We start from the raw sequence: 20,514 nt of genomic DNA, 5'->3' as shown, positions 1-20,514 counted from the left end.
TTAATTTCAATTATTTTGTAAGCGGCCGTTTAATAATTAATTTAGTGGGGGAATACGGGCTTATTGAACAACAAAATCCAGTTCAATTTCCCATTTGCCAATACCTTCAAATACATCGCCTAAGGTATTAGCGAGGGCTATTTTGTGATTGCGAGCAGGCACTAAAATATCATGTGCATTATCGGCGCTAATTACGCTGTATTGTTTCTCAGTTTGACCTTTTTTAGTGGCACGGATCACTTGAATCATATCCACTGCAGGGTGGGTTTCTAGCACTTGTGCTATTGATGCTAAATAAATAGTACGCTCAAGCGGTTTATCTAATTTATTCCATGGTGTTAGTGAATCTACTACCATCTCGTTCAGGTCAATAACAGTGCTTTGAATATCGTATAATGGATCAATTTTTACGATCAATTCCAGCTGTACTTCAACATAATTTGGATCATCTATTTCAATTGTTAAGTTTGGTACAGACAACGCATTTACCTGCTCCCTAACTTGTCGCTTAAGATAACGCGGCACCTTGGGCTGCAACACCGTAACATCATAATTAAGCGGTACAACTACAAGCGATAAACCAGATGCATTAACCACAGGGCGTACCGAATGCAACTGCGGGAAAGTTTGTAAAACGAAGTGCTCATAATCCCACGCGCTTAATAAGCGCTGTCGATGATGTAATCGCTCACTCACCCGACGGTCAAATTGCACTGTTTTTTCTGCTACTTTGGCATCAAAAGAAGCAAAAGGCTGCAATACTTTATCAACGTTAGGATTGGGTAATAGCAACTTACTAATAGACTCACTGGGTAATGGTTGATCAAAATGAGAGGCGTCATTACCTTGGCTGGTTAGAATCACCTTCATACCTTGCGCAAACACCCCTTTGAGTTTGGAGTAAATAGGAAAAGCATTAACGAAGCTACTCGGCACTTCAGTTTGACTATGATCTACCGTGGCGCGTAGCCAAAGCTTACCATCGTGATTAAATGAACCGTCTTGTGTCAGCTCAGGTAAATAAAATACCACTAACCCCGAATCGAGTAGATCATAAGTGCTGTCTCTGAGGATGCGCCCCTCACCCGCTTGACCTTGTGATTCTTCACGCTTGAAACGATGCCAAGTACCTGCGTTAAAGTACTCCCATACAAATAACGGGTTATCACCCATGTTATAACCATCAACGGGGTCAACCTGATAGTACATACGCACTTGCCCTGGCGTATTGACTTGGCTAAGCGCTATATACAAATAACCAAATTTTTCTATTCTGGGCAGTAAAGACAATAGGCTTTGCTTGTTTAATTGCTCAGTTGGTCGCCCTACAGGAGTTATATGCTCTAAAAAAATAGGATTACCCACTGTCAGCGCTGATGAAGTAATACTTTCACTCTCATAGTGTAAAGTTAAGCTATCAAGAGTTGGGGTGTAAGGTGCATTCACTAATACAGGGTTATTTGAATTAGCATTCTTATAAGCAAATAGCTCAATCACTTTGGTATAATCTTTGTGGGCAAAATCTTGCTCTGATAACTCTAAGGTATAATACTTAGGCCATTTACTAGCTGTTGGCTCATCAAGGGGTAATAGCTGATAGTCACGCAATGCATTATTATCGTTATACACAAAGGTTAGTGTGTTAATAGCGATATTATTTTTTACTTCAGGCAACGCGCCCGAATCTTCATTATAAAACAACTCAAGATGCGTTTGCGCATCACTTCTCGCATCTGAGCGAGAAATATTCACCACAGTGTGTGGCCAAGTTAAGCAGTGGCAATCACTTGAAAACAGTGTTTCCACCAACAATTCAATGCCTTCACAAGGTTGATCAATACCACATGAGGCGCTGCTATCAAAATAGCGTTCATCTAGACTATGCTGTGCACTGTAATAATAACTGTAGGCACGATAATAATTATCAAAATTATCGGGTCTATCTAACCATGCAAACTCGACATTAGCATGAGTGATATTTTTGATAACCAGTTCGGGGTGAGTAAAATGAACTTTAGACGCCAACCTTGGCGTCAGACCAAACGGCTCAAATGGCTTTGAGGTATCTAAATCTATCTCGCCATTATTCGCAACCACGCCACCTAGACCGCTCACTTGTGTAGTTAAACTCATTTGTGAGATTGTGAAACTATTAAAGCGCGTAAATACACTCGAATCATCACTATAGAGCAGATAGTAATAATCATTTTTAAGTACCAAAGCAATAAAAGGCAGGGCTTTATCTTCGCCAATAGGCGTATCTTCTAATGGTGTTATGGCAGGAAACAAACTATTGAATGTTAATTGCAGATGCTGTTCAACAACGCTCAATTGAGCTGCATCGATTTCTTTTATCCCTTCACTGGTGGAAATATAGAAGTCAAACCAAGTTAACCAATTTTGTAACAGTGCTTGTTCTCCAAAACCTAAGCTGACGATACGTTCACCGCCACTTAAAAATAAATCTTGTGAAGCAATTTTAAAGCCAACCTCAACACTTGATGACACTTGTTCAGCTAGCTTTTGCCCAAAAGTAGGCTCGCTTTGCTCAAGTAATATACTCTGCTCATTATCAAGTAATACTTGCTGATTTAAACTGATTCGGTCTGAAGACTTGATTTTATTAACAGTAGCAACATAATCCACTTGCGCTTTGCTAATAGTCACTACTTCATCAGTACTGTAAATAAGAGGGGCTCCCTCTGCATCTTTACCACCATCAAATTGTGTTCCCGCAGGTAAAGTCAGCATATCAACATTATTCAACGACATTACTAAATGCGCACTGTCTGCGCTTTCTGATAACGGCTCAAAGCGCAACACTTCACCATAAAAATGATCTAAATGCCGCGCTACAAATTGATTAAACTGAGCATTACTGTGTTGTAATAAATCTATAAAGGTGAGTAATAACGCCATATCAGGACGACTGGCTAACTGTTTAATATGTTCATCCGCGTTACCATATTCAATTAGCTGCGCAAGACCCGCAAGCTTTTCTGGCTCGGGTAGTAGGTTTTCCCATGTGCCATTAGCTGATAATACACGCTCATCGATATAGTTTACTTGTTTGGCCAGCACAGATAAGTACTTCAACCAAGCGTCTACAGTACGCGGCTCTATGTAAAAAAAAGAACGAGATAACGCTTTAATATTCCGCCCTAGTTGACTTCGTCCCACTTCACTTGGGTTAACTGTATTAAGCGTCGCAACGGTGAGGTTGTTGTTAGACTTCAAAGTCATGATAGTACCTTGATAAGTAATAGATTTAATTAAAATGCAATAAAATAAAGCGTGCTCACAAAGATGACAGAACGTACTTTGATAGTGGCTAAACTGACTGCTCAGTCAAGTAGAATGGAAACACCATGTTGCTACGGCTGTTGGTTTGCCGTATCACGTAGTTAAGCTGAATTAACAGCACGCCGTCGTACAATTCGCTACTATCAAATTCGATGGTTTGCAGAGTAATACGAGGTTCATGATTAAGTAACACGGTGGCAATTTCTTGTCTTAGTTGCGATAAACTCTGTTCATTAGCATCAGCAAATGAATAACTCGAAAGACCAGAACCCATATTGGGCGACAAAGGCCGCTCTCCGACTAAGGTATTTAAAGTCAAATGAATCGCTTGTTTAAGTAAGGTTTCACCGCTATCCATACCAGGCCCTGTGGCGGGGTTGCTAAACTGCACGGGAAAGCTCCAGCCAGTTCCTAGAAAAGCTTGATTTAACATTGCTGCTCCTTTTAGCCTTAATTTGAGGTTATTTTACATCCACACCTTTGCCTTCTAGTGTGATGCTATCTGAAGTTTTAAAATTAATGGCTTTTGCCACCTCTAAGGTAGACTTATCTTTGCTTTCAATCATTAATGACTCCCCTGCAACCAAAGACGTCATGTCTTTTTGGGTTAGTTTTAAGCCTTCTTTAGCGTCAAAAGTGATGGTGTGATCGGCGCTACTTTGTAGTGTAAGTAGCGGCTCTTTTAAGGTGAATTGCAACGCTAATGCTTGCTCTTTAAAAAACAATCCGCGCTGCTCATTTTTATCATCATATTCAAATGGTGGCTTTGCTTTGGGGTTATGACATGCACCTAAAATCACAGGGTAACGACTATCGCCCCCAATAAATCCAACCATTACTTCTGTATCTATGTCTGGGGGCAGAAACAACCCCTCTTCAGCTCCTGAGAAAGGACTGGCTAACCGTGCCCAAAGTGGTTTTTCACCACTGGCACTGGGTAATAAAACTGGGATACGGTGTAATGCTTGTGCATCGGCTTTAAATGCAGCTACTTTCCCTATTAATATTGGGGTATAACTTGGTTTAGCATAGTCTGACCAAATACTTAGCGTTAAAGGAACACCCAGTATGAATTCACTAAACCAGCCATCACTCGACAAATGGTGATGAATTTCACCCACCACATAATCACCACTATATTCCTTTCCCACTCCAGAGAGTGTCAGTGCATCTAAATGCTTGACTTTAGTAAGCGCTTTTTGCGCAGACATATCTATACGTACATGCCCTTGGTACATATCGAGTAATCGATAATATTGCTCAGCACCGGCTTTAGCCGCCAACTCTAATTTTTCAATAGGTGCTTGTGATAGGCGTAAAGTATCAGGTAAAGCCATCGCCGTATCTGCATCACTGTGAGTTTTAAACTTAGCAGCCGGCATGACTGGATCAGCATTGTCGTAGAGTTTTTGTTCTTTTATATCCCAACTACTGTATTGCAGTTTTTTAAGATGCGAACTCACATCACAGTGCAAAGCGAAATCAACACAGCCATCCATTGCCACGTTAAATTCATGCGCAGTGGGAGTGTGTTTTGCCAAATCAACAACGTGATTTTTGCCATCGTTAAAAAATGCAAAACCATTGCACAGCACTCGGCGCATAAACACCGCCCATGGCTGTTCATCCACCACTAAAAATTGGTGATGTTCAATTTTACTGGCCGCTATAGTGCCAGGCGTTGCACCGTATGTAGTGAGTAAATCACTGAGAATATCGCCGTCTTTGGCTTTTTCATCATAGAGTTTACTCATGGCACTTTGACACAGCTTAATTGTATCGGCTCGAGCTTCAATATGCATAAATGGTTGCCGTTCAAAGCCTATACCTTGAGCAGTAATAACACCGCTAAATAGCACACTTTGTTCGCCATCACCAAAGCCGGCTTTTAGCTCTATCGCTTTACCCATAGTGAATAGCCCTTCATCAGTTTTAGCAAAGGTTTCTTTGGCCATATCACCGTCGTCAATTACTAAACTCAGATGCGCAATTTGATTAACGCCGTTTTTTACAGTTGCTTCTCGCAAGGCAAATTTATCACTGATTTTGTTGCCCTCTACGGCAATGGTATATCGCAAATCCATACTAACGCTCCAACGGAGGATAAATGATTTGCGTACCCACCTCAGCGCTACGAATAGAAGGTAGACGATTAACCATCGCCACCTGATGTACAAACTGTTGGTTGCCGTATATTTTTGCACTTTGTACAAGCACCGAACTGCCCGCCTTATGTTGAATAACATGAGTTAAGTCGGGAGAACTTTTACCTGATTTAAGTTTCATTTCTTTTTCAGATAAACACTCCACCACGCAACAATGAACTTTGGCTTTTAAACGGCGTCCTTTGTTATCTACCAGTTCAGTTTCTACTTTAGTGGTGCATAACATGCCATCAAATGTCCCACTTGGGCCATGATTAAGTACCATATTCAATGGTTGGACTGTCACATAAGTGGGTTCGTGTGTTTCACTCTGAACTGCGGTGCCATACTTCAACAAAGTTTGGATGTTTTTTTCTGTTTCTATGTTCCCTTGCAACTTTGCTAGTAATTCGGTGGGTAAATCAATAATGGTGTCATCTAGCAAAAAGGTCACCGATAGCTTTGAAGGCGAAGACTTTTGATATTGGCTTGCGCCGCTTTCGGCGCCTATCGTTTGTGATTTTTGAATACTGTTGGAATAGCTGGTTTGCAACGATTTTGCATCATACGCAAGTGTCATCTCAGCCAGCTGGTTACCAGAGCCACGCTCTATTTTACTATAAAAGGTCACTTTACATAGCGGTGACCCAGCCGCATTTGCACCAATACCTATCATTTTTATGGCCTTTTTTGTTTAGTAAATTGCTGAAATTGCTTGTCTATGTAGCGTTTTAAAGATTTTTCGATTTGTTCAACTTGGTTATTAATAGTCCCAGTATTTTCGCCTGTGCTAGTACTTTGTGATTGCGGCCTATCGCCATCAGGTTCACTTTGTCCAGATAAACGAGCTTTAACATGAATCGCATCACATTGAATTTCCATTAGCATCACCTTGTCTTTAATGTGTTAAGTAAAAGGAATTGGCACTGTCACCAAGTTTTGATAGCTAAACGTAATAGACTCAATGAGTACATCGTTACGCGTTGCATCTAGACTGTCCCACTCCCAACTTTCCATAAATGCGCGAGTGACTAGCCATGCTTTTGTGGGTAGGTTGTTATCGCTAAGTAAAGTGATCAAAATATCGTTGCGAACCGCAAACTGATTCCACTGCGGCAAACTAATAAAGTTTGTTAATTCCAAGGTGCTACCAGTGCGCAGTACACCACGTTTCAAAGTTAAGGTGCGCGATTGTTTATTACTGCCTACCGTTGCTCGATTACCGTCATACTCAATGTTGCGATTAACTTTTAGGCCACTGATTTCCTTAAAAAAAATATCTATCGGATTCGGTATAGCCGCTGATGTAATTAGCGCAGCAAAGCGGTATCCCACCATAGGTGTTGTTAGTTCTTGAATCATAGTAATGTCCAAAAAGGGCACTAACGTGCCCAAGACAAGGAGAATAAAATTAGTGGAATTCGATCTTAATATCATCGGCCATCATTTCTAACGACTCCACACTGGCTTCGTTTGAGCCACCATTAATACTTGGCGCTGTAAGCTTTTTAGGAAAAGCATTAATCACCTTCCAAGTAACCAATGGCTGTGAACGGTCTTCGTTAGTGAGTGAAATAGTAATGTCTTTTTTATCAACCAAATTTAAGCTAATTGATGAAATCCAATCATAAAACTGACTCTTTTGACGCACTAAACCTCGTTTAAGTGTGATATTCACATCGGTTGATTGCCCAGGCATGTGCTTTTTGCCGTAACCATCTTTGTAAGTAATGGTTTCAACACCAATGTCTAAGCCCGACACTTCAGAAAACGGAATGCTCTCCTCACCAAAACTAACGACAAATCGATATACCGGGATCGGGTATTCTGCTGCAATATCTGCTGCTGTAGTAGCCATAAAAAACTCCAAAAAATAATAATTTTAGTGCCCAAGTTACAATAAAACTTAGGTAAATAAGTAAATTAAAAAGGCTGATTGAGAAAACATAAAACGTATAAATATGACCCCCAACCAACCTTGGTCGGGTTCGTTAGCCTTCTAAGCTCTTATGTGAGAAGGTTAATACAATAAACTCAGCAGGGCGTACCGCAGCTAAACCAATTTCTATATTCATTACACCATTATTGATGTCGTCTTCGGTCATGGTTTGGCCAAGGCCTACGTTTACAAAGAAGGCTTGATCTGGGGTCTCACCAAAGAAAGCACCTTGACGCCATAAATTCTCAAGGTAACTTTCAATCATGGTTTTGAGCTTTAACCAAGTGAAAGGCGTGTTTGGCTCAAACACCGCAAACTGTGTGGCTTTTTGAATTGACTCTTCCACTAAGTTAAATAAACGGCGAACCGATACATAGCGCCACTCATTGTCATTACCAGCAAGAGTACGTGCACCCCAAACCAAAGTCCCTTTACCAACAAAGGTACGAATCGCGTTGATTGATTTACCAGAAATGGCATCAACGTTAAGGCTCTCTTGCTCAGTGCTATCAATAGCAAGCGTTGGCGCAAGCACTTGCGATAAAGCTACGTTAGCAGGTGCTTTCCATACTCCGCGTTCTTTGTCGGTTTTAGCGATAATACCCGCAACGGCAGGTGACGGAGGCAATACGAGATAACTTTTTGCTAACGCCGCCTTAGCTTGATTATAAATTTGCGCGTTATAATCTGTATTTGTACTGTCATCATTACCTAGTACAGATAGCATCACATCTTTGTAAGTTATAGGGTCTGCTGTTTCATCTTCTACCACCTTAACAGTCACGTTTGCTTCATCGTAACTGCGTGCGATAGTCGTCTTTAAATATGGGTAGTAAGATGCACCATATTTTAAACCCTGCGTTACTTTGGCGCGCAAACGTTCAGAGTCATGAACAATTGCAGTAGTCCCAGCAGGCGTTTCTTGCATTTGCACATCAACTAATGCAAAACGGTCCATGCGTTTTTCTGCATGTTTAAGCGCCTTATTTTGCACCTCGTAGTGGCCAACTTCGTCTAAACCAATTGCTTCTGGAGATGAAATAAGTGTTACTTCATCAACCTTATTTAAAAGGTCAATGCCAGCGCTATAAGACTCTTTTGACGCAAGTGTACCTGCCATACCAATAGAAACGACATAACACGCCCCACCACCATTAGCAAAAAAGTGACTAACTGCTTGATGAAGAAAGAACTTAGCGCCTTCTAGTTTTGCAAGATCATCAGCAACAGCCGCTACATTGGTAATATCATAACCTTTAGAGCTAGGCATTAGCGTAAAGCTCTCTTTGTATGGGCCACCAAAGTTTGCTTCAAACTGCACCATGCTAGTAATACGCACTGGCATGTTTAAAAAGTTGGCAGCATCACCGGCTTCATTAAGTTGAGTGGTATGACCAATAAATGCTGGAATAGCCGTTGCCACCTCTGCGACTGACGGCGGTAGAATTGATTTTTCTCTAACGTAGACGTCAGGGGTTTTATATTGAGACATAGTATTTCCTTTAGTTAATAGAACGCATTCTTAAACGCCGAAATGGCAAGAATTAGGGATTGAGCACCAAGCAAGCCTTTTATCAATGCCTACCCACCAAATAAAATGGATAAACGCCTGGCGGATCCTACTTAGTACTCAAAAGACTTTATGGGTTAACCCACGGCTCCGCCTCATCAGTCACAACTGATGGCAAAATAATTGAAACTTACTTAGAAGAAAATTTGAGTTACCTCACAACCAGCTTCATCTGTCACGTTAAGGCCTGTTAACCTTTTAAGATTACAGCTTGTTCTATCTAGGGACGATTAATCGCGTTGCGAGGTTTATAACCTAGTGGGCTCGGTAACTGATCTTGCGTTACCCTATTGGCTTACATCCATGTAACAATAAATTGAAACCAAGCAACAAAGAGTAAATCGCCCCTAGGGCGAACCCAAAGGGCTACACATGTTTGGTTTTTTATACTGCGTTATCGCCTATTTATAGGGGATAACGCAGCATAGGCGCTGCGCTGCGTTGCCTACAAACCAAACATACCGCTGTAAATTCAACCTCGAAAGGTAAACAGCCCTAATAACAAGTTTATTTATATTGTGTTCAGAAGACGTTGTTCGATAAGAAATGTGAAAACTAATTGAAATATAATTTTGTAATGCATTATTTTATAGTTAGCGAGAAACACCTTTGAGTTTTTCAACGGTTCGTAAGCCCGCTAACCCCAACATGGCCAAAGTAAGCTCCATCATGACGTCGAGTGGTAATTGTGGAGTACCAATCTCTGGCAACAACCACTGCAATATAGGATTAATAACAAAGGCAAATAAAAAGCCAAGGCCGCACACCCACATTAAAAAAGGCCGGGCACCCGCCACAAATAAACTACGGTGAGATGCTTGCACTTGATTAATTTTTGCTTGAACTAAATTAGGTTGCTGCGCTACACGTTGTTTGAGAATATCTAAATTTAGCGTTTCTTCATCACTAGTAAATAACTCATCTAGTATTGAGCCGATTGCGTTAATAGGCTCTTGTGCTTTGGAAGAAAATAAAACCGATAACAGTCCCATCATTTATTCTCCTGCTTAAAATTAAATATGCTTTTTTGCTGATGAAGAGTAATAACGCTCCACGAACTAAACAACTGTAAGCTTTGTCTGCCCTGCATCAGTAAACTCAATAGTAATATTGATCATAGGAACGGGATCGGGTACACCTTGTGGACTTTGCGCTGGTTTTGAAATTTGTAGTAGCGCCATTATTTGCGTGTCTTTGGTGACTAGCGCTGTTTTAGACTTACCTTTAACCGTTAAATTTGGCTTACCAGAAATGACTTTACCCATCGCAATACCGCCCTTAAAAGCAGCGTTATCGTAGTTTGACTGAAATTTTTGCAACCACTGTTTTACATCATCCTCAGTGAGCACTGCTTTTTTACCTTGTGAGAATTTGTTTTTAGTCGCAGTTGGAATTTTATCACTGGTTTTTACTAGCTGCTGGGCGCCATTAACTGTAATTTTAATCGCAGCACCATCCACACATACAAGCGGCATAACCATCCCTTACTCAAATAAAATAAATTGCATACCTGAACAGACGCGTGAAAAGTAAAAATGTGAAATCCAACATTATCACAATAAATGAAAGTACAATCATGTAGGAAGTTTAAGGGGTCAGGAAAGAAGTCAAGGAAGCCAACGGGCTGAGGGATCCCCACTTTATCCAGCGGCCTCTTTTTGATAATTAAAAATAAAGTTTTTTAAACTTTTTTCTATATAGCTTTGTGTAATACGTCTCTTACATAGCTTTATGACTTGCTTGGCTAAGGTTAAAAATGAAAGAACTCGGCGATTCTTAACACTATTTGCTTGAAATTTTATATGCCACTTTCTTTTTTCTGCTTCACACCCTATAAACCATAACGCAGTGCTCGCTATTGTGGCTATCAAGCATAATATTCCTATTCTATTTATGCCGGTGCTTTTACTAAAACGCCACGAAAAACCATATCTCAAACTTTTGTCATCGCGGAAATTTTGCTCTATTTGCATTCTTTTACTATATAAACCAACTACTCGCTTACTCGTCATTGTATTGTCTGATGTCGCGAGTAACCATGGCTCTTTCGCTAAGTTTTGATACATTTTTGTATCTTTCGTAAATCTGCTTTTTCCTTTTCTTCCTTTATTTTTTCCATGATATACGTGTAAAAATGCATCGCATGCTGTCGGGCTGGACTGAGTTAGTCGTGCTTGACCTAACGCCTTTGGTATATCGCTGGCACCAGCCCTAAGTTGTTTTAATGTATGCCATTGTGATTGCATGGCTAGTTTACACTTCATTGAGCCTCTTAATCGACCTATCATATGCCAACCAAGTTCGCGTACTTTACTATACCAAGGCGTAAGAAAGCCGCCGTCTGTTACAATATAGACACTAGGATGTCGTCCAAGCACTTCATAAAGTTCATCTAAAAACAGGCTGTTGGTTGCTGGGCTATCAAAATTCTTCTGCTCAACAATCATGTTATAAATCACGATAGAGCGCCCATCCACAAGTAAGCTTGCTCGCAGTAAGTGATAGTCGTGACCACAGGCACCGCTCCAGTCAACGGCAATTGCAAGCATTGGTAAAGAGTCGATAATAGGATGAGCTAATGCTTTATAGATAGCGACCCTTTCATTGTAGAGGTGAGTATTTTTTAAGAAGCGATCAACGCGTTTTATTTTATGTTTTACATCCACAGCGCCAGACAAATTTCTGCCGATTTCAGTTAAGGTAAGTTTATTGCCCGAAATTAATGCATTACTGCAGCTTAGTAATGTTTTTACTCTGGCATTATTGAATGGCGCTAATGCATGTTTAAAGTACTTATGGCAAACTGATGTGTCAGGCATAGCAGTTGTGACTTATGTGGGTTGTGGTGATTTACATAAGATCATAAATTGCTGTGCCTGTCACGTTTTGGGGATTCGTCAGGCCAACGGGTCTTATAAGGAGCCAGGGTCTTAAGAGGTCAGGGTCTTAAGGGGTCAAATCGCTTGCTTCATAATACTGTCAAAAATAGCATCTAATTTTTTTGAAAGGGTCTTAAGAAAGGTCTTAAGGGGTCTTAAGGGGTCAAATCGCTTGCTTCATAATACTGTCAAAAATAGCATCAAAGGTCTTAAGGGGTCAAATCGCTTGCTTCATAATACTGTCAAAAATAGCATCTAATTGTTTTGAAAATTGCTTATCTTCTCTGCGCTTTTTCCTTATTTGATGAGTAATAAAACTCACAGAGCCACTATGACCAAGGTTAAAATACTCTGCAATATTACTTAACTTTTCAGCCAAAACCTCTTGGCAAAAATACATGGCAACTTTACGTCCTTCAAATCCTTTGCTTGGCCCTTTAAGCACACTGGTAATTTTAGATAGCGGGCAAGCATAATAATCAGCAACCGCCATAACCACCTCATTCATTGTGATATTCGGTTTTAGTTGCTGTAAAACCTCAGGTTCGGGGCTATTTATAAGCTGAGTATTTTTAAGCCAACGTTTAAAACCATCACTACCCAAAACCGATGCAATATTACCTTTGTCGTAAAAGTCAGTGAGTTCATCACTGCTACCTCGTAATACATAAGCTTTGTACTGCTTAAACTTGTGACGATGACCCAGTATTTGATAAGTAAAGTCGCGCGTAAGCCATTCTGGTGGTTTTACTTTCCCGATATAAGCTGGGTAGCTCGACCAAGAATAGTGCGCTAAGTCATCCACCAGCGGCATAGTCATATCAATAGGATTACGATGGATATAGCGGCTTAATTGCAGCAAATACTCATCTTTTTCGACCAATATCGCTTTGTACCTCCCACGAAATAATGGCCCATCGGTATGCTTCAACTTATTATATCGCTGAGTATAAACCCCATTAATATGGCGCATAACACGGCCTAAATTAGCTTTGGGTGTTTCAATCAACAAATGATAATGGTTCGTCATAAGGCAATACGCATGAATAACGCAATCAAAGCGCGCTTGTGCTTCACCCAATGTGATTAAAAAGGCTTGAAAGTATAATTCGTCGTGAAAGGTATTTTTCCGTCCGCGCCCACGGTTCATAACATGATAAAAAGCATGTTCGTACTCAATTCGTTGTGGCCTTGGCATTTTGAACTACCTGTTTTAATAATACTCCTTTGAAGGTAGTCGACCTATATCATGAAGCAAGTGATTTGACCCCTTTTTTCATACAATGTGATTAAAAAGGCTTGAAAGTATAATTCGTCGTGAAAGGTATTTTTCCGTCCGCGCCCACGGTTCATAACATGATAAAAAGCATGTTCGTACTCAATTCGTTGTGGCCTTGGCATTTTGAACTACCTGTTTTAATAATACTCCTTTGAAGGTAGTCGACCTATATCATGAAGCAAGTGATTTGACCCCTTTTTTCAGACCCCTTTTTTCAGTGATTTGACCCCTTTTTTCGGACCCCTTTTTTCGTATTCTTTTGGTTTTTCTACTTGTTCATACATAACTCAAACCTTTTTGAATTAGCTTTATTCGTTGTTATAGGCTTTCTTCAATTGCCTATAACAATTGGGCTAAAAGACGTTTTAATGGGTTTTAGGTTTTGTTATAGGCGTTTTATACATAAACTACATCGTTTTTAAGTCCTGCAACCACCATGAATTATATGTCTTTTCTAGCTCAGTAACATTTGCACCATATGCTTTAGCGGTAGTTGTATTCTTATACACATGGTCATTTGCTGGATTATATACTTTCACATCGCCCTTGAAAGGCCCCCAAGGATATGAATCACTTTTGCTAGAATTTTTCGAGTATGAAATTATTTGAGCATTAGCTGGGTGATTTCCACCACCACCCGCTTTTGGCACTATATGATCAACCGCAGCTAGGTCAGTTGATAAATCACCAGGACTAAGCAGTCTTGAGCCATCATTATCGTCACTTAAAAGATCAAAAGATCCGATTAATGTTTCTTTTTTAACAGTTTTGGTTTTATTATTACCTAAAAGACTATGTCTTTCACCACTCGAAAATAGTTCCCCCGGACCAGATCCTGCCCACCCAGAACCAGTATATTGCGACCCTTCTATCGGTACTAAAAAGGCCTCGCTCTTAACCCGCTGTTTTACTTGTGATTGTAATCTCCGCTGCGCAACAGAATTAACAATAGCTATACTTTTATTCTCTTTGGACTTTTCTACTTGTGCATACATATTTACAAACCTTTTTAAATTGGACTTTAGCGATTGTTATAGGCTTTTCTTTATTGCCTATAACAATTGAGCTAAAAAGCGTTTTAATGATTTTTAGGTTTTGTTATGGGATTATTTTGGCATTTGAAAACGCTTAGTAGGTCCCCAAATAGCAGGGAACTGATCATGTAAATACTTTATTTGTGCCGCAGCTGCTCCACCATAATTCATTGCGTTAGTTGCGGTTTCATATGCCTTGTTATTATCAGCTACTATGACTATATCATCTGTAGCAAATTTCGGATTGAATTTGGTGAAATTATCCCCTCTGCTCATATTTGATTTTGCATCGATTAACCTTCCGTTACTGTCCAATGCTCCGCCTCCCAAATTCGCTGGAACGATATGATCTACCTGCCCCACTAGATGAGTCACATCAGAAGTGGGTACCAAACCGCTACCATCCAGTTCATTTACTCCTATACGAGTTGAGTTAAAGTTTACAGCCACAACCCCATCTTTATAATACGTATCCTGATTAGTAAACCCCGATTTAGGCGCAGTATCTCCATCATGCGTTCCGTTTCCTTTCACGGAATAACATACTCTCTGAAGAGTATCCCCCGGTCTCGAATTGTCCTTTTTCTTGATAGACTTATCGACCAATTCACTATTTATACTCTTTAATTGTCTACGGCTTTGGCTGACCATTGTATTTTTTTGCAATATTGACAAGGAGCGATTATCCACAAATCCAAAACCCTGGCTAGAATTCCTTTTTTTCTGTCCAACATTATTAGCAATTGTCGTACTTTTGTTCTCTTTCATCTTTTCTACTTGTGCATACATATCTCAAACCTTTTAATTTTTATTCAGTGGTTGTTATAGGCTTTCTTTATTGCCTATAACAATCAGGCTAAAAGACGTTTTCAATGGCTTTTAGGTTTTGTTATGGGCTTCTGTGGTAAAGGCTAAATTCAGTGCCTGTTTTTTTGATTGGGTGTATATTAACTTTCATAAAACCTTCTCAACGAGACGAACTTGTGGCTTCAGTTCTTTTATTAAGTCTTTACTTTTATGTAAGTGGACACTAAAAACATCTTTATCTACTTTCATAATGTCGTTCTGCTCTGATTTACCAGTCAATTTATTACCCTGTGGGGCACCGCCCTCACCTCCTCCGTTAACTTTTGAATAGTCCAATAGCTTCGAAGCATCACCTGAAAATTTAAATTCAACAAGCACATCATCTTTACTACTCTTTTTAGATTTATCAAAATAGTGCATTGCCTGACCAAGAGAGCCTCCATGACCAAACAGAATATCTTTCAAATCACCACTGCCTTTGTAATTACTCCAATCGGCTTTAGGCATGGTTCGATAAATAACAAGTTTCTTCTTACGGCCACTGGCAGAACCACCAAAGCCATCGTCAGTTCTTTTAAATTGCCCGTCATGATGGGCAATACCGGCTATATTGTGGAAACCCAATAGAGAGAGTTTGATGTCTTGTGTCACTTGTCTGTATAAATCACTTCTGTCAGCGAAGCTTGTACGGTTATTGTGCTTTCTAAGGGATGCTCGAATGTCAGCTTCGAATGGAGACACGCCTATACTGAGGTCGACAGTGTAATAGGCGTTGACTGCCTTATTAGTATCTCCATTGGTTCCTTTTTTAAATATATTATCTTTAAGCTCTGACCAGGAGTTCAACCGAGGCTTTACGTCTTTCTCAATATCACTTACCAGAACATCATCTGCATGACCTTCCCACTTGTCCCCAATTAATATTTGGCGTTGCAATACTGTAGTACTCAGCCGGCCATAACTAATACTTGGAATATTCGTTTTCCCAAGACTACCTGTAACCTCACCTACTTTTAACTGTATCGATTTAAGACTATCATTAACGGTCTCTTTCATTTTTCTTTTAGAAGTTGCGTCAGACCTATTATCCACAAACCCAAAACCTTGCTTCACATCACTTTTCTTTTGAGTAACAGAATTAGCCACAGCCCTACTTTTGTTCTCTTTCGGTTTATCTACTTGTTCATACATATTTCAAACCTTTTTTAATTGGGTTTTTTCGATGTTATAGGCTTTTTTTATTGCCTATAACAATCCCAGATACACCACACAGTGGTGGATGTGGCGTTTATTCTGACTATCTCATTATCATTTCTGGACTTTTAACACCTATTTTGGCTGTTAAAAGTCCACTTTTTTAAACTTCATCTACTTCCCATTAGCGGTAGCTCTTTAATACCCGCATGGGCTGTTAAAGCGCCACTCTTTTGGTCATCTATTCACAACCCGTCAATCTCATCCAGCGGTGAACTTATCCCCTCAAAACCTTTCGTGGTTATGTGCGTATAAATCTCGGTCGTTTTAGAGCTAGAATGCCCTAGCAATAGAGATAAGGGGTCATAGAGATAAGGGGTCAAGTCACTTGCTTCACAACACTTAACTTAAAACAAAGCTTGTCAATTCGACATGACGCTCTAACTTAGTCACATACTCTCTGCTCTTGCCCCTATCACATCGGCTTCATGTTCTAATTTTGGATCATCATTCACCGCTTGCCCTGCAAACTGGGTAGTAGAGATAAGGGGTCAAGTCACTTGCTTCACAACACTTAACTTAAAACAAAGCTTGTCAATTCGACATGACGCTCTAACTTAGTCACATACTCTCTGCTCTTGCCCCTATCACATCGGCTTCATGTTCTAATTTTGGATCATCATTCACCGCTTGCCCTGCAAACTGGGTAGTGGCTTGTACGCGACCTTGCATTTGCTGGCCAATGTGTAGAGATAAGGGGTCAAGTCACTTGCTTCACAACACTTAACTTAAAACAAAGCTTGTCAATTCGACATGACGCTCTAACTTAGTCACATACTCTCTGCTCTTGCCCCTATCACATCGGCTTCATGTTCTAATTTTGGATCATCATTCACCGCTTGCCCTGCAAACTGGGTAGTGGCTTGTACGCGACCTTGCATTTGCTGGCCAATGTGAGCAAGCTCATGCCCTAAATGGCGGTCTTGCCCCGGGCTGATGTGTACTTCTCTGCCTTGGGCATAGGCGTGGGCATTAAGTTGCGCGGGCTTGGATGAGTTGGTATGCACAGCAACGTGGCTTAAATCGACGCCCATCATGCTGCCTACGTTGTCTTTTAAACGCGTTTCTCGGCTTATTGCTTGGCGTTGTACGGGGAGCGTGTCGTGTTCTTGCTGCTTTTGATTAAGTGACTGGTACATAAAAATTCCAAGGTATAATAATAGGTTAAATGAAGCTGCCGTATATAAGATGTCAATGAATAAAAAGCAGCATTAATGCATTTTAATAATGTAACGAATCGGTTGAATGGGGTTATCCACCAACGGTGCCAAACTAGGAGTACCGTTTAGGCCGTCGCAGGCTAAAAAGCCGTCGGGGATTTGTGCGCCGCAGTAGAGTAAAATACAGCCAATTGGCACGCTAACTTGTTGGGTATTTGCGTTAGCCGCACTGTAGTTTGATGTTTCATAAACTCGGCTGGTTGGTGTTGTGGCGCTTGATGAAGGGGCACCGAGTAGCTGCCCCTCTACAATTAAATCGCCTTGAATACACACACTTTGTTGAAAAACTGCATTGTTATGATGGTGTTCTTGCAGTAAAAAGGTCAGTACTTGCCCCGCTGCAGATGACTTCTTCGTAATGCCATCATCACTTTGAATAAACGCTGCATCTAAAAACTCGGCAAACTGCGCCTGGGTTGGTTTTGCACCTGTAATGAAGTAGTGTTTTAGCTTTTCTCGAAAGGTCGTAAACATGGCTTAGTTGTACCGTAAAATTACGTGATTACGCAATTACACGCTCTTGCCATATATCGTTGGAGAGGTTGAATATACTGTGTTTTTGTACTAAATCATTTTCAACTAATTTAAGTACAACAACGGCAACATCGCCTAAATATCGTTTTAAAGCAGGGTCTAGGTCGTACGTTTTAAAACCAGCCCCATCATCAAAAATGGTGATTGGATAAATACCGCGATCAGGACCATTTTTAACCAAAAAGTAATCCCCCGTGTAAAACTCTGTTGCGCCAAACATGGCAGGCTCAACCGGGGTCACTGGTAAGTCATCACTAGCGGCGACTACACGACCAGCATAGCCAAGCACATCTGCAATATCTTCTACCCTGTGTAAGTCAGTTGTTTGCATACCTAAATATTGGTTCATATCAGCACGAACCTGATAAATAACACTATTTAATAAGTTTAGGCTTCTAGCTTTATTACTATCACGAGCACTCAGTTCTTCAAGTTTTTGGATCACGTTTACAAAATTATTCATAGGGTTTTCCTTTTAGAAGGAGGGGGTGTTTGAATTGATGACTAAATTAATAACTGGTTGCCTTAGAGAAAAAATTTGCCAGTTGAGTCATAGGAATAAAAAATGTCATTTACTTTGTATAAATCATAATAAGCATGTGAGCTGTTGAGCAATATTGTAAGGCTGGAGTTATCTGCAAATTTAAGAATAACTTGGCTGTTTGTCCCCCAAGTTCCACTAAAGTCCTGCACCCTAAAATAGGTGACTTTTTCATCAATTATAGCTGTCAATGTAGTGTCATCTGTAAGATCTAAAAAATGAATGGAATTTGCGTCAATAGTAAAGTCATTAGTGTGTACTTGAGGGTTAATATTAAGCATTTGGTTTTGAAGCTGTTGCCCAAGCGAAGTTAAGTTTTGCTTTAATAAAGCACTATCAATAACCTTATCAACTCTGCCATTAGCGAGATCATTAGCTGAAGCGAAATTTACACTGAAGCGGTTTTTACTCTTTATGAGCCCATCACCAACAGTCACTAAACTGGCTGTCATTTTCCATTGATACTCAAAATCAGCATCATTATCGTAAATAGCCCTAAGCATAAATGCTTGATCTTTATAAATGTCACCTTGAGTTATGATCACCGCATCGCCGTGAACCATGTCAACAGGTTCATAGCGGACCACAGACTGTAAAGAAAATGAGCTTGATAGTTCATTTACTTGCCATATGCGGTTTTCACTCTTATTCGTTTGGGCGTTCAATAACACCAAATCACCATCAACAAGCATATAACCATCAATTTCACTAGGAACGTTATCAATATCGATGTTTTGTGTTGTCTCAACACATGCAATCAGCAGCGACAACAAATTGGGGCATGTAAGCGCTTCTACTTTTTGATTTAACCAGCCACCGTGTTGTGCGGTAGTCAGCTTGCTTGTATCACCCATTTGAATATCTGCAAACGTTGCAATGGGTAAACTAGTAGTTTGAATATTAGATAACCTAGCCCCATCACCAATAAATTCACCTGCTTTAATGCGCGAATCCGTCACCGTTCCCGCTTGGGTTAAGTCAACTTGCGAAGGGAGATCAATCTGAGGTAAGTTTATAAGGCCAGATCCATCACCAATAAATTCACCTGCTTCAATGCGCGAATCCGTCACCGTTCCCGCTTGGGTTAAGTCAATTTGCGAAGGGAGATCAATCTGAGGTAAGTTTATAAGGCCAGATCCATCACCAATAAATTCACCTGCTTCAATGCGCGAATCCGTCACCGTTCCCGCTTGGGTTAAGTCAATTTGCGAAGGGAGATCAATCTGAGGTAAGTTTATAAGGCCTGACCCATCACCAATAAATTCACCTGCTTTTACACTTGAATCAGTGACTAAGCCACTATGCGTTAAATCTATTTGAGGCGGTAAATGATTGTTGGCTATATTGCTTATTTTTGCCCCATCACCAATAAATTCACCTGCTTTTACACTTGAATCGGTGACCAATCCACTCTGCGTTAAATCTATTTGAGGCGGTAAATGATTGTTGGCTATATTGCTTATTTTTGCCCCATCACCAATTAATTCATCCGCTTTTACACTTGAATCGGTGACCAAGCCACTCTGCGTTAAATCTATTTGTGGCGGTAAATGATTGTTTGCTATATTGCTTATTTTTGCCCCATCACCAATTAATTCACCCGCTTTTACACTTGAATCGGTGACCAATCCACTCTGCGTTAAATCTATTTGAGGCGGTAAATGATTGTTGGCTATATTGCTTATTTTTGCCCCATCACCAATTAATTCACCCGCTTTTACACTTGAATCGGTGACCAATCCACTCTGCGTTAAATCTATTTGAGGCGGTAAATGATTGTTGGCTATATTCGTGATTTGTGCGCCATTAGCTATAACCTCTTTCACTTTAAGCGATGAATTTTCTCCAATTTGAGTTAAATCTATCTGCTCTGGTAAACGATCATTATTGATACTGCTTGTTGCCGTATCAATTAGATCCCCAAATTCTTGTTGAGTAGGGATATCACCACGCTGAAAGTAGCTTTTTAATCGTTCATTGAGTTCTGAAGTACTCATAATATTCCTCTGT

The 20,514-nt window shown here is 40.3% G+C and carries 19 protein-coding genes; all 19 read right to left on the bottom strand.

All coding sequences use genetic code 11. The features are described from left to right. Nucleotides 1–60 precede the first annotated feature (60 nt). The 19 genes from AOR04_RS02210 to AOR04_RS02115 all read right to left on the bottom strand — a co-directional run bounded on the left by AOR04_RS02210 (nt 61) and on the right by AOR04_RS02115 (nt 20,501). Nucleotides 61–3,243 carry a hypothetical protein gene (locus AOR04_RS02210; RefSeq protein ID WP_096792393.1) on the bottom strand — a complete coding sequence of 1,061 codons (3,183 nt, stop codon included), beginning with the start codon at nt 3,241–3,243 and terminating at the stop codon, nt 61–63. Nucleotides 3,244–3,331: 88 nt separating this feature from the next. After that, nucleotides 3,332–3,736, bottom strand: a complete 405-nt coding sequence (locus AOR04_RS02205) for a GPW/gp25 family protein (protein ID WP_008136319.1) — start codon at nt 3,734–3,736, stop codon at nt 3,332–3,334. A 28-nt stretch (nt 3,737–3,764) separates the two neighbouring features. Beyond that, nucleotides 3,765–5,387, bottom strand: a complete 1,623-nt coding sequence (locus tag AOR04_RS02200) for a phage baseplate assembly protein V (protein WP_008136320.1) — start codon at nt 5,385–5,387, stop codon at nt 3,765–3,767. A gap of 1 nt (nt 5,388) precedes the next feature. After that, a complete protein-coding gene (locus AOR04_RS02195; protein ID WP_007377696.1) occupies nt 5,389–6,123 on the bottom strand; it encodes a CIS tube protein in 735 nt (244 codons plus the stop codon). A 2-nt stretch (nt 6,124–6,125) separates the two neighbouring features. Beyond that, a complete protein-coding gene (locus AOR04_RS02190) occupies nt 6,126–6,329 on the bottom strand; it encodes a hypothetical protein (RefSeq protein WP_007377697.1) in 204 nt (67 codons plus the stop codon). A 24-nt stretch (nt 6,330–6,353) separates the two neighbouring features. After that, nucleotides 6,354–6,809, bottom strand: a complete 456-nt coding sequence (locus AOR04_RS02185) for a phage tail protein (RefSeq protein WP_008136322.1) — start codon at nt 6,807–6,809, stop codon at nt 6,354–6,356. Between the two features lie 49 nt (nt 6,810–6,858). Further along, nucleotides 6,859–7,305: a phage tail protein gene (locus AOR04_RS02180; RefSeq protein WP_007377699.1), complete on the bottom strand. Its 447-nt coding sequence runs from the start codon at nt 7,303–7,305 to the stop codon at nt 6,859–6,861. 133 nt (nt 7,306–7,438) lie between these two features. Then, nucleotides 7,439–8,878 carry a phage tail sheath family protein gene (locus AOR04_RS02175; protein ID WP_007377700.1) on the bottom strand — a complete coding sequence of 480 codons (1,440 nt, stop codon included), beginning with the start codon at nt 8,876–8,878 and terminating at the stop codon, nt 7,439–7,441. 671 nt (nt 8,879–9,549) lie between these two features. Next, nucleotides 9,550–9,951, bottom strand: coding sequence for a 3TM-type holin (locus AOR04_RS02170; protein ID WP_007377701.1), 402 nt, complete (start codon nt 9,949–9,951; stop codon nt 9,550–9,552). 63 nt (nt 9,952–10,014) lie between these two features. Next, nucleotides 10,015–10,431: a hypothetical protein gene (locus AOR04_RS02165; RefSeq protein ID WP_007377702.1), complete on the bottom strand. Its 417-nt coding sequence runs from the start codon at nt 10,429–10,431 to the stop codon at nt 10,015–10,017. 165 nt (nt 10,432–10,596) lie between these two features. Beyond that, entirely contained in the window at nt 10,597–11,775 is a 1,179-nt protein-coding gene (locus AOR04_RS02160) for an IS4 family transposase (protein WP_096792381.1), read from the bottom strand. A gap of 277 nt (nt 11,776–12,052) precedes the next feature. Beyond that, entirely contained in the window at nt 12,053–13,033 is a 981-nt protein-coding gene (locus AOR04_RS02155; RefSeq protein ID WP_198403005.1) for a transposase, read from the bottom strand. 488 nt (nt 13,034–13,521) lie between these two features. Next, entirely contained in the window at nt 13,522–14,109 is a 588-nt protein-coding gene (locus AOR04_RS02150; protein WP_096792392.1) for a hypothetical protein, read from the bottom strand. 111 nt (nt 14,110–14,220) lie between these two features. Beyond that, nucleotides 14,221–14,937 carry a hypothetical protein gene (locus AOR04_RS02145; RefSeq protein WP_096792391.1) on the bottom strand — a complete coding sequence of 239 codons (717 nt, stop codon included), beginning with the start codon at nt 14,935–14,937 and terminating at the stop codon, nt 14,221–14,223. Between the two features lie 165 nt (nt 14,938–15,102). Then, nucleotides 15,103–16,146, bottom strand: a complete 1,044-nt coding sequence (locus tag AOR04_RS02140; RefSeq protein WP_096792390.1) for a hypothetical protein — start codon at nt 16,144–16,146, stop codon at nt 15,103–15,105. Between the two features lie 833 nt (nt 16,147–16,979). Continuing rightward, nucleotides 16,980–17,348, bottom strand: coding sequence for an eCIS core domain-containing protein (locus AOR04_RS02130; protein ID WP_008138021.1), 369 nt, complete (start codon nt 17,346–17,348; stop codon nt 16,980–16,982). Between the two features lie 72 nt (nt 17,349–17,420). Continuing rightward, nucleotides 17,421–17,903, bottom strand: a complete 483-nt coding sequence (locus AOR04_RS02125; RefSeq protein WP_007377706.1) for a hypothetical protein — start codon at nt 17,901–17,903, stop codon at nt 17,421–17,423. Nucleotides 17,904–17,931: 28 nt separating this feature from the next. Then, a complete protein-coding gene (locus AOR04_RS02120) occupies nt 17,932–18,426 on the bottom strand; it encodes a hypothetical protein (protein ID WP_096792389.1) in 495 nt (164 codons plus the stop codon). Nucleotides 18,427–18,488: 62 nt separating this feature from the next. Further along, entirely contained in the window at nt 18,489–20,501 is a 2,013-nt protein-coding gene (locus AOR04_RS02115) for a hypothetical protein (RefSeq protein ID WP_096792388.1), read from the bottom strand. Between the last annotated feature and the right edge of the window lie 13 nt (nt 20,502–20,514).

The organism is Pseudoalteromonas sp. 1_2015MBL_MicDiv (genome assembly GCF_002407505.1).
GTDB classification, from domain to species: domain Bacteria; phylum Pseudomonadota; class Gammaproteobacteria; order Enterobacterales; family Alteromonadaceae; genus Pseudoalteromonas; species Pseudoalteromonas fuliginea.
Note: the sequence above shows the minus strand (reverse complement) of the source record. Positions and strands in the feature narration are given on the sequence as shown.